Origin of the sequence: Marinomonas spartinae (assembly GCF_016461715.1) — a bacterium.
GTDB lineage: Bacteria > Pseudomonadota > Gammaproteobacteria > Pseudomonadales > Marinomonadaceae > Marinomonas > Marinomonas spartinae_A.
The window spans coordinates 53,130-69,147 of sequence record NZ_JAEMUI010000007.1; the positions used below are offsets into that span (position 1 = coordinate 53,130).

12 protein-coding genes are annotated in these 16,018 nt (G+C 44.9%); 6 read left to right on the plus strand and 6 right to left on the minus strand.

The genetic code is table 11. The features are described from left to right. Positions 1–5 precede the first annotated feature (5 nt). Together JHD45_RS08675 and JHD45_RS08680 are read right to left on the minus strand one after the other, a co-directional pair. The gene (locus JHD45_RS08675; protein WP_233407723.1) at positions 6–1,124 is read right to left on the minus strand and encodes an efflux RND transporter periplasmic adaptor subunit; all 1,119 of its coding nucleotides are present in this window, start codon (positions 1,122–1,124) and stop codon (positions 6–8) included. A 401-nt stretch (positions 1,125–1,525) separates the two neighbouring features. Continuing rightward, a complete protein-coding gene (locus tag JHD45_RS08680; RefSeq protein ID WP_199476125.1) occupies positions 1,526–2,809 on the minus strand; it encodes an NAD(P)/FAD-dependent oxidoreductase in 1,284 nt (427 codons plus the stop codon). A 160-nt stretch (positions 2,810–2,969) separates the two neighbouring features. On the opposite strand from JHD45_RS08680, the gene JHD45_RS08685 reads away from it, so the two are divergent. Both JHD45_RS08685 and JHD45_RS08690 read left to right on the plus strand, forming a co-directional pair. Continuing rightward, positions 2,970–4,310 carry a glutamine synthetase family protein gene (locus tag JHD45_RS08685; protein WP_199476126.1) on the plus strand — a complete coding sequence of 447 codons (1,341 nt, stop codon included), beginning with the start codon at positions 2,970–2,972 and terminating at the stop codon, positions 4,308–4,310. A 455-nt stretch (positions 4,311–4,765) separates the two neighbouring features. Beyond that, entirely contained in the window at positions 4,766–6,220 is a 1,455-nt protein-coding gene (locus JHD45_RS08690; protein WP_199476127.1) for a TrkH family potassium uptake protein, read from the plus strand. Between the two features lie 49 nt (positions 6,221–6,269). Here the strand turns inward: JHD45_RS08690 and fdhD are convergent, their stop codons facing one another. Then, entirely contained in the window at positions 6,270–7,121 is an 852-nt protein-coding gene (gene fdhD, locus JHD45_RS08695) for a formate dehydrogenase accessory sulfurtransferase FdhD (protein WP_199476128.1), read from the minus strand. Positions 7,122–7,735: 614 nt separating this feature from the next. On the opposite strand from fdhD, the gene JHD45_RS08700 reads away from it, so the two are divergent. Next, entirely contained in the window at positions 7,736–9,073 is a 1,338-nt protein-coding gene (locus JHD45_RS08700) for a peptidoglycan DD-metalloendopeptidase family protein (RefSeq protein ID WP_233407724.1), read from the plus strand. 403 nt (positions 9,074–9,476) lie between these two features. Here JHD45_RS08700 and rsgA read toward each other — a convergent pair whose 3' ends face one another. The 3 genes from rsgA to aguB form a co-directional block, all read right to left on the minus strand. After that, on the minus strand, positions 9,477–10,451 hold the full coding sequence (gene rsgA / locus JHD45_RS08705; protein ID WP_199476129.1) for a GTPase RsgA: 975 nt from the start codon (positions 10,449–10,451) through the stop codon (positions 9,477–9,479). Positions 10,452–10,788: 337 nt separating this feature from the next. Continuing rightward, positions 10,789–11,916 (minus strand): agmatine deiminase, encoded by a 1,128-nt coding sequence (gene aguA, locus JHD45_RS08710; RefSeq protein WP_199476130.1) that lies wholly within the window; start codon positions 11,914–11,916, stop codon positions 10,789–10,791. Between the two features lie 148 nt (positions 11,917–12,064). After that, positions 12,065–12,952, minus strand: a complete 888-nt coding sequence (gene aguB / locus JHD45_RS08715) for an N-carbamoylputrescine amidase (RefSeq protein ID WP_199476131.1) — start codon at positions 12,950–12,952, stop codon at positions 12,065–12,067. A 276-nt stretch (positions 12,953–13,228) separates the two neighbouring features. On the opposite strand from aguB, the gene JHD45_RS08720 reads away from it, so the two are divergent. The 3 genes from JHD45_RS08720 (at position 13,229) to JHD45_RS08730 (ending at position 16,011) form a co-directional block, all read left to right on the plus strand. After that, positions 13,229–14,527 carry an NAD(P)/FAD-dependent oxidoreductase gene (locus tag JHD45_RS08720; RefSeq protein WP_199476132.1) on the plus strand — a complete coding sequence of 433 codons (1,299 nt, stop codon included), beginning with the start codon at positions 13,229–13,231 and terminating at the stop codon, positions 14,525–14,527. A gap of 12 nt (positions 14,528–14,539) precedes the next feature. Beyond that, positions 14,540–15,259, plus strand: coding sequence for a glutamine amidotransferase-related protein (locus JHD45_RS08725; RefSeq protein WP_199476133.1), 720 nt, complete (start codon positions 14,540–14,542; stop codon positions 15,257–15,259). 497 nt (positions 15,260–15,756) lie between these two features. Beyond that, a complete protein-coding gene (locus JHD45_RS08730) occupies positions 15,757–16,011 on the plus strand; it encodes a hypothetical protein (protein ID WP_199476134.1) in 255 nt (84 codons plus the stop codon). The last annotated feature ends 7 nt before the right edge of the window (positions 16,012–16,018 follow it).

A 16,018-nucleotide genomic window follows, 5' to 3' on the forward strand; every position in this document is an offset into this window, starting at 1 on the left:
AGTGGTTACATGTTTTCTTTAATGATCTTTTGAATAAGCGCATTGGCGCCTTTATCCCCATCGTCGAATACATCGGTTCGCCAAGGTGTTGGAGGTGTTGCTACGGTGGTTAATTCCGCTTTACCTGCATTCTGTGTGTTGACCGTCACATTCATGGAGAGACCGGGTCTAAGAGGATGATCAATGAGTTCTTGTGGCTTGAGGGCAATGCGTACAGGAACACGTTGTACCACTTTGATCCAGTTACCTGTTGCGTTAGTGGCTGGCAATAATGAAAAGGCGCTGCCTGTTCCTGGAATGATCCCTTGTACCGTACCATGGTAAATGACTGATGAACCGTAAACATCGGAGGTTAAACTAACAGGTTGTCCGGCACGAATATTTCCTATTTGCGTTTCTTTAAAATTTGCTACGACCCACACATGATTTAACGGCACGATCGACATTAAGGTACTGCCTGCAGAGACATGCTGTCCAACTTGCACACTACGTTGTGCAACATAGCCGCTGACTGGTGCGACAATGGTGGTTCTGTGCAAAGCAAGCCAGGCGCTTTTTAACGCGGACTCGGCTTTTAGAACATCTGGGTGAGTAAGTACGGTTGTGTGATCCACTTTGGTTTTGATGGCATCGTAGGCTTTTTGAGCAACGTCGTATGAGGCTTTCGCACTGATATAGGTGCTTTTATAGTGGCTTAGATCTTCACTCGAAATGAGATTGTTTTTTCTCAGTTTAACCCGCCGTTGGTAATCACTGTCTGCCTTATCCAGAGCGACTTTCGCTAATTCAACATTGGCTTTTTGTTCTTCTAAAGCGGCAAAACTGTTGCGAACTGCGCGAATGGTACTGGCAAGATTCGCCTGCGCTTCTTGAAGTGCTAACTGGGCATCAACGGGGTTTATTTTAACGAGTAGGTCAGATTGCTTAACCAAGCTGGTATTTTCCGCCATGATGTCTGTTACGGTACCAGAGACTTGCGACATGACATTAACCACATTACCGGCAACGTAAGCGTCTTCTGTTGACTCATGAAACTGTCCTATTTTTGACCACCAAATATAGGCGGCGATACAAGCGATGACGGTGGTAATAGCCAGTACCACGACCGTCGTTTTCTTGTTCATGATGTGTTTTTCTGTATCGGTCATTGATTCTATTTACTCACAACACTAAAGGTTTAACTAATTGGGAAGATGGGGAAAGAGCGGCAAGAGTAAGGAGATGGTCAGTGAAGATCAATGGCAAAAAGTGGGATACAATATCCTAAAAATAGGATGGTTGATATTCGCACCATATTCTCTATTTTTCTGCTATAAAACAGGGCAAAATCGAATTTTTTTGTCTTCTAGTCAGGCTGAAATATAAAAAAATGAAATGAGAAAAAATAAAGAATGTGTTGTTTTTAACACGGTGTGTTCGATTTTCAGGCTATTAAATCCCTCTTTTTTGAGAGCGCTTACAAAAAAATGACGATGAATCCGTCTCATCATCGTCTCCTAAAAAGGGCCAAAACAAATCGGCTAAGTTAGAAAAAGCGATCTCTTAATGAGTAGTAAAGCATTCCAGCAACCTGTCCTGGCCAGCGTAGCAGGGTGCCACCAGGAAAATTGGCGCAAGGGACGCTTGAGAACACGTCAAACCGCTCGGCAGTGCCACTAACGGCTTCGGCCATTAACTTGCCTGTGAGTGTGGCCAGAGCGACACCGTGACCAGAATAGCCTTGGGCGATAAACACGTTTTTCTCTTGGTGGGCTAAATAGGGCATTCGATTTAAGGTAATGGCCAATGTGCCTCCCCAACTAAAGTCAATCTTGGTGTTGGTTAATTCAGGATATACTTCGAGCATGTGTTTTTTGACAAAGCTGGCAATATCCTTCGGAAAGCGTGAGCGATAGTTCTCTCCACCTCCCCACAGCAGTCTTTTATCCGCTGACAGTCGAAAATAATTCACCACAAACTTGGAGTCGGCAATGGCATAATCCTGAGGGTTAATTCTATTATAAACGGCTTCTGGAAGCGGCTCGGTTGCTAGAATAAAGTTATTGATCGGCATGATTTTTTTCGCCGCTTGAGGGTGAAGTTTGCCAAGGTAGCCATTACAAGCAAACAGTAAGTAGCTGGCTTTTACTGTGCCTCTTGGGGTTTGTATGCTGGGCTGGTTTCCGCCTTGATAGTGAATCACCTCGGACATCTCGAACAATTGCGCGCCGCTTTCTTGGGCGGCTTTAGCAAGCCCAAGGGAAAAGTTATAGGGATGGATATGAGCGCCATCTTCATACAATTCGCCACCATGAAAATGGGACGTACCAAGGGCGGCGGAAACATCATGCTTGGTGAGGTAATGCACTTTTTGATAACCAAGGGTGTTTCTTTTGTAGTCGACGGCCTGTTGTATGTCTTCCACATGAGAGGCTTTGGCGGCGACATGCAGCACCCCTGGTTTTAAATCACAGTCAATTTGATGTTGATGAATCAAATGCTTCACTAACTCGACGGATTCGACAGACATGTCCCATAGTAAATCGGCGTGGTGCTTGCCGACTTTTTGGCTTAATGCAGCATGGCTCATATTATGGCCTTGGCATAATTGACCACCATTGCGTCCGGATGCCCCAGAGCCAATGCGATGAGCTTCGAGTAAGGTGACTCGGTAACCTTTTTCCGATAAATGCAAGGCTGCAGACAAGCCAGTGTACCCACCACCAATGATGCAAACATCCGTTTCCTGGTCCCCCTCTAAGCTGGGAAAACGTATATTCTGATTGGCCGTATTGGCGTAGTACGATGCTTCAAAGCCTTGATTTTTCATGAAAAGAGCCTCCTCGATAAGCGTCTCTTAAAGATAGTAAGCTATCCTAACGTAGAAAGAACAATGCGTTGATCATTTTTTAGTGGTATTTTTGCTTAAAAGGGACAATATCAAACAAGGTACTGGTTAACTTTATTAGCACAAACAAAAAAGGTGATGTATGGGGATCCTAGAGGATTTTCTTAAAACGCATTCGATTACAGAAATAGAGTCCACTCTGCCGGATATGACAGGTAATGCGCGAGGTAAATTTTATCCGACTCGTAAGTTTTTATCTGAACAAGGAGGCCGGTTGCCTGAAACCGTACTGGTTCAAAGTGTCACTGGGGATTGGGCTTACAATCATTACGATATCGTGGACGCCCGTGATCGAGATATGATTCTGGTGCCGGACACTAATACCTTGCGTATTGTGCCTTGGGCGGATGAGCCAACGGCTCAATTGATCAATGATTGCTTTGATACCGAAGGTAACCCACACCCTCTGTCCAGCCGGACGATTTTACGGCGTGTGCTGGCTTTGTTCGAAGCAGAAGGATTGCGTCCTGTTGTTGCGCCTGAAATGGAATTTTATCTGGTGCAAAAAGACAATGACCCTGATTACGAACTCAAACCAGCAGCGGGGCGTTCCGGCCGTCGTGAAACGGCTCGTCGTTCCTACAGCATTGATGCGGTCAATGAGTTTAATCCCGTGATTGATACCTTATATGCCTACTGTGAGGCTCAAGATCTGGATGTAGATACCTTGATTCATGAGTCGGGTGCGGCGCAGATGGAAATCAACTTTTTGCACGGTGACCCATTAGATTTGGCTGATCAGGTTTTCATCTTTAAACGCACCATGCGTGAGACAGCGATTAAGCATGATATACATGCCACCTTCATGGCCAAACCTATGCAAAATGAACCAGGCAGTGCCATGCATATCCATCAAAGTCTTATTGATATAAAAACCGGGAAAAATATCTTTAATGATAACGGTGAATACAGTGAAGCTTTCTACTGCTACTTAGGGGGGCTGCAAAAATACACCCCGAATGCTATTAGTTTCTTCGCTCCAAATGTTAATTCTTATCGACGGTTTGCGCCAGATATGGCAGCGCCAGTAAATATGAAGTGGGGGATAGATGACAGAACGGCTGGCTTGCGCATTCCTGTGTCGGCTCCAGAAGCTTACCGCATTGAGAACCGTTTTCCTGGATCCGATTGCAACCCGTACCTTGCCATTGCGACCAGCTTAGCCTGTGGTTATTTAGGATTAAAAGAGAAGTTGCGTCCCACTGAGCCTTCTAGTGTGAATTCTGCTCAGGAAACGGGTGAGGTGGATTTGGCGAGAACATTAGAAGAAGCTTTGCGTCTGTTAGAAGATTGCCCAGAAATTTGTGAGATCATGGGACAAAAGTTTGTTGATGCTTATATCGGAGTGAAACGGTCTGAATTTGAAACCTTTAATAAGGTGATTAGCTCTTGGGAGCGAGAGCATCTGTTGTTGAATGTGTAACCCATAGTCCTGCTGTTAAGGTGCCATACCTTTAGGACAGAGCGAACGATATCCAAATATCGATTGTTTAAAAAGCTCAGCGCCATGCTGGGCTTTTTTGTATTGCTTCGTCCTTGGTAGGACAGGTGGCAGATGAGATTTCTTTGTTGAAAAATATACTATTTCATTAGGGGATAGTTTCGCTCTATGGCAAAATGTCGACCTTGTACTCTAAATCCTCTCCTATGGGAGCATGAACAGGTGTCATTTTTCAACGAATGTAGCACTTAATGCTTTCCGAATGATCGGTTGTTCAAAAGACAACAGTGACGCTAATAAATAAAGTATGTCGGATACAGAATCGCTGTTATCTGGAGAGTAGGCTTGTGTTCAATGAAACACGCCGCTACAGCAAGGTAATCACCTTGTTTTCATGTATGGTTTTACGTGTTGGTTGAAAGGAGTTGTCGGCGCCTATGATTCGCCCTTTATTAGTTCTAAGATTGCTCACCATGCCATGCTTATGGATGGGGTTGGTTCAGCTAGTCTTTGGTGAATTGTCCTTTATGTTTTTTAAGGATCATGTGGCGAGTAATTTTACCTTGCCAGCCTCTATCACATTAGGCGTTTCTCTGATCATCCTGATTGGCTTTAAAAAATACCCTCTACCATCGGTGACGAATCGTGAAGCCATGTTGTTTGCGACCCTGACTTGGGTTGCTGTGGGGATGCTTGGGGCTATCCCTATTGTCACGATTGCACATGTGTCTTTTACTGATGGGGTATTTGAATCTATTAGTGGATTGACTACGACAGGGGCAACTATTTTATCCGGCTTGGATAGTATGCCTAAGACGTTTTTGATGTACCGCCAGTTTTTACAGTGGATGGGGGGCTTAGGCGTGGTTATTTTTGTGGTTGCCATTTTGCCGATGCTCAATATCGGTGGTATGCGACTGTTAAAAGCCGAAACACCAGGGCCCATTAAAGACGATAAACTCTCACCGCGTGTCGCCAATACCACCCATTATCTGTGGTTGGTTTATGTCACGATTACTGCCTTGTGCGCGCTATGTTACTACTTAGCTGGCATGTCTGTGTTTGATGCCATTGGTCACAGCTTCTCAACGGTTTCCACAGGAGGGTTCTCAACCCACGACGCCAGTATGGGTTACTTTCATAGTAATTTGATATTATGGATCTGTAATGTCTTCATGGTCCTTGGCGCGACAAATTTTGCTTTGCACTATCGTGTGTACCTAGCCCATAGCATTAAGCTCTATTGGAAAGATGAAGAGATGCGCAGTTTCTTGATCATCATCTTGGTGATTTCTGTGATTTTGTCGCTTTATCTTTATCACAATGGCAATGAGCACAGCTTTTGGCAGTCTCTGACGGATTCGTTTTTCCATATCATCTCGTTTATTACCAGTACAGGATTTGCCGCAACGGATTTGAGTAAATGGCCTATTGTCACCGCTGTGCTGTTAATCTTCGTGGGGTATATTGGTGGCTGTGCAGGGTCAACGGCAGGTGGTAACAAGGTGATTCGCAATATCATCGCCCTAAAATCAGTAGGCTTAGAAATTAAGCGCTTAGTGCACCCAAATGGTGTGTTTACCATGAAATTTCAACGCCGAACCATCAGCGGAGAGGTACGTCATGCGGTGATGGCGTTTATGTGCTTGGCGGCGCTGACCACCATTATTTTTACGATTCTTCTGATGTTCACTGGCCTGAGTTTTATGGCCGCGTTAAGTGCGACAGCAGCCTGTTTGAACGTGTTGGGTCCAGGTTTTGCGGAACTGGGTAATAACTTTGCGCCATTGAGTGATGTCGCTACTTGGTTGATGAGTGCCGCGATGATTCTGGGGCGTCTTGAGTACTTCACTGTGCTGGTGCTGTTCTTCCCCGTACTCTGGAGACAATAGCTTGGCGACTGAAATACCGCGTCGTTGTTCACAATAGGCACATCACTTTCTAGTTTTTAGATAGGCCCTGTTCCTCTGTGTGGTCTACATGAAAAGACGAGGCAAAGATTCTTGGCTCGTCTTTTTTGGGTAAGTGGATCAAGGTAAGTCCTAACCGTCGTGCTAAAGAAACCGCCAGCGTGCTGGGGGAAGCGAGATGAATCAGGTTTGACAGTGTTGCCCTGACGGCTTTTTGAATCAGCTCGGTGCTACAGCGGCTGGACATCACTACACTGTGATTGTGAAGTGGGATGTTGTGATTAATCGCGTAACCAATGATTTTATCTAGGGCATTGTGTCGGCCAATATCTTCTAAGCAAATGATGGGATGGCCTTCAGGAGAGAGCAACAGGGCGGCGTGAATGGCACCGCTTTTTTTGCCTAAATCCTGATGGGCAAACAGCATCTCTCTTAGTGTCTTCAGAATGTCCGTGGGTAAGGTTTGGCTTGCGGGTAAAGGCTCGAGTAGCGGCAGCGCTTGTTCTAAGGAGTCTTTGCCGCAGAGTCCACAGCCTGTGGCCCCTAAGTGGGCTTGCTTATGTTGTTTAAAATGGGCAAATTGCCTTGGGCTGATATCCAGGTTAAGAGCTAATCCTGTGATACCAAGATGCGCTATGGTGGTTTCCTCGAGCTGAATGTCTCTCACATCCTGTTTACCATTAATGATGCCTTCACTAAAGGCAAAGCCTATTGCAAAATTGTCTAGATGGTTAGGGGTGACCATCATCACCGCATGGGTGATCTGATTAATACTGATTGCTAGCGGGATTTCTTCAACAAGTTGGGTTTGTTCTTCATAGCGTAGCGAATCGCGTCTAGCGAAATAACAGTGTCGTGTGCTCGTTAAAGAGAAAAGTGTCATGCCCTAAACCTAATAAGGTAAATGTTTTATGGTAGGTCCTTTGTTCGTACCTTCCCTAGTGCGAAGACACCATCTTAATCATTCCATTCTGTTGCGTCTATCAGGGTGTTTGTCCTGGTGCTTTTATATCATTTTAGTGTCTCGCTTGGTTTTCGATATAATAGGGCATGCAACCGAGCTTGGCAGTGTTGGTCAGGCGTTTGTTGAGCTTTGATCGATGGCCGGAACAAGACGGAAGGCATTATTTTTGATATTGATCGTGATACAGTCATCGCTGTGGAGTTTTTTTGTCTCGGGGATTTCCTTAGTGCTAATAATGCCGTATTCTCGGCACTATTTTGATAGCCAAGCCCAGTATTTTCCTTACTAAATGATATGGCAACTGCGAATGCAGGCACAGACAGTGGTGTGGGTATAGAAAGTGAAAATTGTTGTTGAGTCCCTGAAAAATGTTTTTTCATCGGCGGGCGCACGTGTTAATAAAGAGCGTCATGTTTGCATGATTGCTCGCTTGGTTTGCTTTTATAAGTAATTGTTAGTACTCGTATCTTTTGATACGGGAGCTGTAAGGGTTCTTGATAGAACCGCTTTTGTTGTTTTAATGAGTTTGTTTTATGTCTTTTAAAAATCGCCTTTCTGGCTGGATGCCATCGGGACCAAAAGCTTGGCTTATTGTGATCCTAGGTGTGTTTATTTTACTAATGTGTGTTTATCAAATATTAGTTGAGCCTCGCTCAGACACTGATCCAAATACTTATACCTTACCCAATGAGAAACCCATTGATGTGTCGGGTAAAGAGTTGTCTGCGTCGACATTCAATGAACCCGCTGCAGACGACAACAGTGTGGATCCTGTGCAACAAGTGGCAACGCCAAAAGCGGTACCTCACGCGATTGAGCATGTTATTAAGCCGGGTGAAACGCTGGATGGTATTTTTCAAAAACTTGGTTTTTCGCGTCAAGATATGTACGCCATTTTGGAAGCAGATGAAGAGTATTTAGTATTAGATCCGTTAATTCCGGGGGATACTTTAATCTTTAAAACGGATAAGGATGGTCAGCTAGAGAGTTTGTCCCGTCGCTTAGACCCGAGTAAAACCATTGCTTATGTGCGTCATGATGGTGGCGGCTTTACTTATAAAGAATACAACAAGCCGATAAATTACGTTCAAGAAGCAGAACATGGCACGATCGATGGTAGCTTCTATTTATCTGCTAAGAAATTGGGCCTCTCTGATGCGAATATTGTGATTGTGCGAGATTTACTCAAAGGGCGTTTTGACTTTAGAAAGGACATTCGAGCAGGCGATGCTTTTGATGTGGTGTTGCAAAAAGGTGATGTTGATGGTCAGCCAGTGGGCAGTGATCAGTTGGAAGCCTTGCAAATTACCGTTAAAGGTCATACTTATCGTGCTTTCTTGTATTCTGATGGTCGTTTTTACGATGAGCATGGTAATAGTTTAACGCCAGCGCTTTTACGTTGGCCGACGAAAATTCACTATCGCGTGACGTCACCATTTAACCCACATCGCCGTCATCCAATAACCGGGCGCTTAGCCCCTCATAACGGTACTGATTTGGCTGCACCTACTGGAACAAAGGTATTTGCAACGGGAGATGGTGTGGTGACACGAGTTGCCTACCAGAAATACGCGGGCAAATATTTAGACATCAATAATATTGGTATCTACAGCACTCGCTTTTTGCATTTAAGCAAAATATTGGTGAAAAAAGGACAGCATGTTAAGCGTGGTCAAGTGATTGCGTTGTCGGGTAATACCGGACGAACAACGGGCCCCCATTTGCATTATGAACTACACGTTAATGGCAAACCTGTTGATCCAATGACAGCAAAAATTCCGACTTTGCAGTCGATTCCAAAGTCGAAAATGAAAGAGTTTAAGGAACATGTTAAGCGCTGGATTGCCATGATGAATCAACAACCCTATTAGTTTACGGGTGTGGCCCGTGGTGCATTTGGATGACAAAACGAAAGATAAAAGGAATATAAACGTCCGACCCCTCCCTAACCCTCCCCTTAAATAAGGGGAGGGAACTGGAAATGCTGCCGAAAAAGGCTCCTCCCCCTTACTAAGGGGGAGGCTGGGAGGGGGTTGTAAAGGTTCAATGTACTTGCTTTATAGTTTACGTAAACTGTTTAAATGCATCACGGGTGAGTGTTATTCAAAAGAGATATTTTAAAAAACGGTACTGTTAAGTGCCGTTTTTTTAGGTTTAGGCGTTTGATAAAAGAAAACGAATGGAAAAAGAGCGTAAGGGATCAGAAATAATAAAAAAAATGGCCCTGCAATAGGGCCATTTTTAATAATAGGGATATCGGTGTGGCTTTAGCGTTTACTCAGCTGCACTGTGTTTTCGAGCACGGATGTCAGACTGTGCACTACGGTAAAACTTACCTTGTGGTTTCGATTTACTGAAACTGTCATCATCATTGTCTTCGGATAGCATCAGCATAAAGTTGGCAACACGACTTTCGTCTAGTCGATTTTCTTTTATTGCTTTCGCGATAGCGCAGCCTGGCTCACCTTGGTGATGGCAGTCGCTAAAACGGCATTCTTCAGCCAGTGCGAGAATATCGGCGTAGCTTTCGATTTTACTGCTGTTATATTGCGCGATTTGTAGATCACGTAAACCTTGGGTATCCAAAAGAATGGCACCGTGAGGTAAAGTTTGTAGGGCTTTAGAAGACCCAATCTCGACACTTGGTGTCTCACTCTTAACGGATTTTAATGTGTTGATTAAAGCTGACTTTCCAGCGCCTTCGCCACCAAGCAGTGCAATGGTTTTGCCTTTTTTAAGGGAAGGAGCCAAACAGGAAAGACTGTCAGTATCTAATGCATTCACCGTTTCGACAATCAGCAAGGGATCAAGTTGCTCAATAAGAGCGCGCTTTTCGCTGGCATCGTCACAGGCATCTACTTTGGTCAAAACCACCACCGCATCCGCTTGGGCTTCGTGGGTGAGTTCTAAGTAGCGCTTGATAAGAGGCAAGTTAAGATCTTGATCTAACGGACTCACAATGAAAACAGTATCGACATTGGCCACACAGTCCTCAAAGGATGAGCTGCGATCCAAGCGACGTAGGAAGTTTCCATTTGCGTCGGTAATAACCCAATCACCGATGACCATTTCAGGTAAATCATCATGATGATCAAGCTGGAACAATCCTGATTCACTAATCAATTCATAATGGTTAGTTTGACAAGAACAAATACGTGCAATCTGGTTCGACTCTAAGTCATCCAATGACAGCTGTTGTTGGAAATAAGGTTGCCAGCCTAAAGTCAATAAGGTGAACGTGGTATCCATTTGGTATTACCCTAAGCGTTTAACGCAAAAATTTAATTTGGAGCACAGTACATAAGAACACAATTTATTGGGTGACTCTCGTGCAAAAGGCTAATCAAAATACATCATTTCAGGCAATAAATGCCATTATGACATTTGTGAGATTAGCACAGGGTTGTTATAGGGAAAATAGGTATCTAGGAAAGTTTTGTAGTATTTGGTGAGCTTTTTAGAAGGGTTTTTCCAATGGCCAATAATGGCTTAGGTATGATGATGATTTTATTAATAAAAAAAAGAAGTTTGCTGATGGTTAACTGACAAACTTCTTAACGAGATCAAACGAAAATATAACCTTAAATCAGCGCGTTAAGCGACTTGGAACCTGTTGTGTAATGCAATGTATGTTACCCCCTCCAAGTAACACTTCTCTCGCTGGAACCCCTATGATCTGATAATCAGGAAAGGCTTTCGTTAGAATATGTTTGGCTGTTGCGTCGTTATTTTCATCCAATAAAGGAAAGATGATCGCATGGTTAGTAATTAAAAAGTTGGCGTAGGATCCCCCCAAACGCTCTCCAGCTTTGCGTGCCATACCATCGCTTTGCATCATGGTGTTGTGTGAAGTGGGCTTTAATCCTTTGCTTTCTACCTCGCTCATATAGAGCGGGCCTGGCAGCGGCAGTTTAATGATTTCTATTGAGCGGCCTTTGGCGTCTTTACTCTGGCTCAATATCTCATAAGCGGCATGGCTAATGGCATATTGAGGGTCGTTTTCGTCTTCGCACCACGTCAGCGTGACAACACCTGGGCGTACCACATGCAACAGATTATCAATATGTCCATTGGTTTCGTCGTTAAACAAACCCTGCTTGAGCCAGATGACTTTTTCGATATTTAAATAATCGGCTAAATAGGCTTCGATATCTTGTTTGCTTAAGTTAGGGTTGCGACTGGGGTGCAGTAGACACTCTTCCGTGGTATACACAGTGCCTTCACCATCACAATGGATGGAACCGCCTTCGAGAATAAAAGGTGCTTGATAGTAATCGTCACCTGTAATTGCCGCCATTTGTGGGGCGATGGCTTCGTCCAAATCCCAAGGCTTATACAAACCGTCCAGATCACCCCCCCATGCATTGAAATGCCAACTAACGCCACGGCGTTCGCCTTGATCATTCACCACGTATGTGGCGCCAGTATCGCGCATCCAGCAATCATCATAGGGTATTTCAATGACGCGAATACCACCGTCTCCTAGTGCTTGATGGGCGGTAATAACATGTGACGCTGGTGCCAGTACGGTAACGGGTGTGGCCTGGGCGATGGCTTTAGCGATGGCAGTAAAGGTTTCTTGAGCGGGTTGACCTGACTCACGCCAGTTGTCTTCCCGTATTGGCCAAGCAAGCCAAACTTGGTCCTGTGGTTCGTGCTCGCCCGGCATACGAAAGCCGTCTTGTCTTGGTGTTGAGTTCAGCAACTTACTCATCGTTCGCCTCAGTCTTTGGGTCTGTTTTTATTGTATGTTAATGATCGTGTTATTAAGTCATTTATTACGAAAGTATAGCATTCCATCCAGCCGATCAAACACTTCAAAAAGAGGTGTTTGATCGGATCAAATGTCTAACAAAGCCTTGTTAGGATTTAGCAGGTGTGACGCCATCTAATGTTTGAATGGTATGATAAAGCGAAGGGCGACGATCTCGATATAGCCCCCACGCTTGACGTTGGAAGGCTAGCTGATCTAAGTCGAACTCATGTATTAATACCCCTTCCGTCGTACGATCCGCTTCGGCTACTTTTGCTCCCGTGCTGTCGGTGATGAAAGACGAGCCAAAGAAGGTTAATGACAAGTCACGGTATTTCGCGGTTTCCGTACCAATTCGGTTGGACGCAATAACAGGCGTTTGGTTGGCGGCGGCATGCCCTTGCATCACTTGTTGCCAATGGGGCTGGCTGTCTAGTTCTGGCTGGCTTGGCTCACTGCCAATTGCTGTCGGGAAGAACAAGAGTTCAGCACCTTGTAACGCCATGCAACGAGCGGTCTCTGGGAACCATTGATCCCAACAAATGCCAACACCGATTTTGGCATAGCGTGTGTTCCACACTTTAAAGCCTGTATCACCAGGGCTAAAGTAATATTTTTCTAAGTAACCATCGCTGTCAGGGATATGCGTTTTGCGATACGTGCCCATTAGACTACCGTCAGCATCAATCATAGCGACAGTGTTGTAACGCACGTTGCCCGCTTTTTCGAACCAGCTAAATGGCAAAACTACTTCGAGCTCTTTGGCGAGCGCTGAAAAGCGTTTGAATGCCGTATTTTCCTCCAGCGTTGTAGCGAGAGCATGAAAAGACTCGCTGATTTCGATGCAAAAGTAAGGCGTTTCGAAAAGCTCTTGCAGCAAAATGATTTGAGCACCTTGTTGTGCCGCTTGTCTGACTAAGGCTTCAGCTTTGTTTAGATTCTCTTCAATGTTCCAAGAGCACGCCATTTGAGTGGCGGCAACGGTTACTTTTCTCATAACACTTCTCTTACAAGTTTTAGGGATGATTGCTCGCATCGCTTAATTATGGATACAGCGTATTGCTAAATAGCGATTTATAACACGTCTGTCTAGTGATTATGTATAACGATAACTTAGATTCGTAGCAAATTCAGCGAGAATTCAATACGCCAGTAGAATTTACTAGGATTAAGCCGTCTAGCCATACCCCTGTTAGGGTATAGACTTTCCCGCTGTGCTACATTCAAATGGCGCTACTTTGACTGTTTTAATGTGTTTTGTGTGAGGCTATCTATGACCGTGTCCGACCAAGAAAATCCGTTACATACCACTTCATATTACGCGGCATCGGCACATGATAAGTCCATGCGTAGCGAGCTGATCGGTGAGCAATCTTGCGATGTGTGTATTGTCGGCGCTGGGTTCACTGGTATTTCAACGGCATTGCACCTTGCAGAGCAGGGGCTTAAGGTCATTGTAGTTGAAGGAAGCCGAATTGGCTTTGGGGCGTCTGGCCGAAACGGAGGCCAGCTTGTAAACAGTTACAGTCGAGATATTGATTTTATCAAGCATCACTATGGCGAGGTGGTTGGCGAGCAAATGGCGGCGATGGCATTTGAAGGTCAGCGCATTATTCGTGAGCGAGTGGCTACTTATGAGATTGATTGTGATTTAAAAGAAGGGGCCATCTTTGCCGCCTGTAATGACAAGCAGTTTAACGAACTGAAAGCGAAAAAGGCACTTTGGGAAGCTCATGGTCACGATCAACTGACTTTATTATCATCGAGCAGCATCCAAGAGCACATCGGCAGTGGCCGTTATGCTGGTGGGTTATTAGACCATTGGGGTGGACACGTGCATCCGCTTAACCTGGTACTAGGCGAGGCCAAGGCATTTGAATCCTTAGGGGGCGTCATTTACGAAGGGTCGGCAGTGACGAAGGTAGTTGAAGGCGAGCTATGTCAGGTAACGACGGCAAAAGGGTCGGTTACCGCCAAGCAGGTAGTTGTGGCGGGCAATGCCTATTTAACGGGCATCCTGCCTGATGTTGAGAAAAAAGCCATGCCTTGTGGCACTCAAGTTATTGCGACTGAACCGCTTACCCCTGAGCAGCAAAAGGCCATTCTACCAACTGACCATTGTGTTGAAGACTGTAATTATTTGCTGGATTACTATCGGTTATCTGGGGATGGTCGATTGATTTACGGTGGTGGTACCACCTACGGTGCTCGGGAGCCCGATAAGGTAGAGTCCCTAATTGTACCGAAAATGCTTAAAACCTTTCCTGCGCTGCGGGATGTGAAAATAGATTATGCCTGGACTGGGAATTTTTTATTAACATTGAGACGCCTACCACAGGTAGGCCGTATTGGTAAAAACCTTTATTATGCGCAAGGTTATAGTGGACACGGCGTGACCAGCACACATCTTATGGGGAAAGTGTTAGCGGACGCATTGCAAGGTGATACGGAACGCTTTGATGTGTTTGCGGGATTACCACAGTATCCTTTCCCTGGTGGTCGGATGTTGCGTGTTCCTTATACTGCCCTCGGAGCGGCTTATTATGCCTTTCGAGATAAATTAGGTATTTAAAAAGGGGGTTGTATGAAAATAGGTATTCTTGCGACAGGTATTACCTCTGACGCTTTGTTACCAGAGTTTGGCTCATATGCTGAGATGTTTGTGACGTTACTAAAAGAGCAGGATGCCTCCTTTGAGTTTGAGACATTTGATGTGCGTGACGATGTTTTCCCAGACTCAGCAGGTCAATGTGATGCTTGGCTCATTACGGGGTCTAAATCAAATGTTGATGAACGTCTTCCTTGGATGCTGAGATTAAATGATCTGATTCGCGACATTGATGCCAACAAGCAGCCTTTGGTTGGCATTTGCTTTGGTCATCAAATCATTGCTGATGCTTTGGGGGGGGAAGTTGCGCGGTTTGAAGGGGGATGGGGCGTCGGTATTCATCGTTATCAACGTGTTGGTCATGATGCTTATATCCCTGATCACGTGACCTCTTTTGCGATCTGCGCCATGCACCAGTATCAAGTAGTGGACAAGCCTGAGCGAGCGCGTGTGTTTGCTAAATCGGATTTTTGTGAATACGCTGGGTTGCTCTACGACAATCACATTTTTACCTTGCAAGGGCACCCTGAATTTAATAAAGCCTATGAGGTCGCTTTGATCGATATGCTAAAGGCAAACCCCATTCCAGAAGCATTATCAGAGCAAGGCTTGCAAAGTGTGGAGCGCGAAACGCTGGATTCCCCTGCGGTTCTGAAATGGATTGCTGACTTTATAAAACAAGGCCAGCGCACCTAAACAAGTAATTTCTTCTCCCACCAGATGCTTGATCCTACTCTCTGGTGGGGCTTTTGAGTCTAACTTTTGCCCCTTTCTATTCTTTCTCTATCATGGTTTCTGTGATAGTTGCTTCCTTGAGCGGATCATTGTCGTGAGTGGCCGATTCTTATTCGACCACTTGGTCACATTATTTGCGTCTTTACATTTCGCCGACGGAAACAGTTACTCATCGCTATTGTAAAAAGTACCTTTTATTGGGTGAGAAAAGTGACCATTAGATTTCTTTTTTAAAATAGAAAATATTTTAAAATCAATTGGTTAGTGATGTTTTTTTGAAGTTGGCACAGCCTTCGCAATACTCTTCATCGAAAGCGATAAACAAGCAATGTCATTTGTGCTTGGTGTTAACAATGGTTTGGTATCACCAGTTTCAATTTTGCTTTTGCAAATGCGTTGGTACTTGTTTTTTTAAGGTTACTTTTTAGATAACTAAACCGAGAAATGGAGAGAGAACAATGAATATGAAACGTACATTATTGCAAGGTGCTTTTATTGTGATGACTGCAGCAACCTTGGCTGCGTGTCAAGGATCTAGCGACGGTGACGACGCCAAAGCGGCGGATCAAGCCCCATCGACTGAACAACAGTCTTTAAACAATGGTGGTGCATCAACAGATTCGTCTACGTCTACCAGCTCTATTCCTGCTGCACCAGCGGCCAATGGCTCGACTTCTGGCGGTTCAACAGGTTCATCTAGTACGACGAACTAATGAGGGC